The sequence below is a fragment of the Paenibacillus sp. 1-18 genome (genome assembly GCF_000520755.1).
Taxonomy (GTDB): Bacteria; Bacillota; Bacilli; order Paenibacillales; family Paenibacillaceae; genus Paenibacillus; species Paenibacillus brasilensis.
Map to the genome: position 1 here is coordinate 1 of NZ_ASSB01000015.1, position 629 is coordinate 629.

The following is a 629-nucleotide window of genomic DNA, read 5'->3' on the forward strand; positions in this document are numbered from 1 at the left end:
ACGGGCTGTGCAATCTGAAAACATATTTTGATCAGACACTTCGGATCAATTCGTTGGATCATGCGTTGCTGTTCGCCAGCTATTCGTTTGATGCGGCTTGCTGGGAAATCTTCCAGGCGCTGTTCTGTGGAGCCACGTTATATGTGCCAACGACAGAGACGATTTTGAACTACGAGCGGTTTGAGCAATATATGGCGGATCACCAAATCACCGTGGTAGCCTTGCCGCCGACCTATGCGGTGTATCTGGAGCCAGAACGGATGCCAAACCTGCGTATTCTGTTTACTGCGGGTTCAGCATCTTCAACAGAGCTGGTCTACAAATGGAAGGATCAGGTGGCGTATTACAATGGCTACGGTCCAACCGAAAACTCGGTAGCGACGTCGATCTGGCCGGTATCCGAGGATGAGAGAGCGGGACAACTGATTTCCATCGGACGCCCTATGCCAAATCACCGGGTATACATGGTGGATGCACATGGACATCTGGCTCCGGTAGGCGTAGCGGGTGAGCTGTGCGTGTCCGGTCCGGGTCTGGCCCGTGGTTATCTGGATCGTCCAGAGCTGACGGCTGAGAAATTTGTACCTAACCCGTTTGCGGCTGGCGAAGCAGGCTATGAACGGATGTAC

Annotated in this window: 1 protein-coding gene; it reads left to right on the forward strand. The window is 53.1% G+C overall.

Features of this window, described 5'->3' with window-relative positions; all coding sequences use genetic code 11:
* Positions 1-629 (forward strand): AMP-binding protein (locus L693_RS27540; RefSeq protein ID WP_155983742.1); only part of this gene is annotated, 629 nt, incomplete at both ends.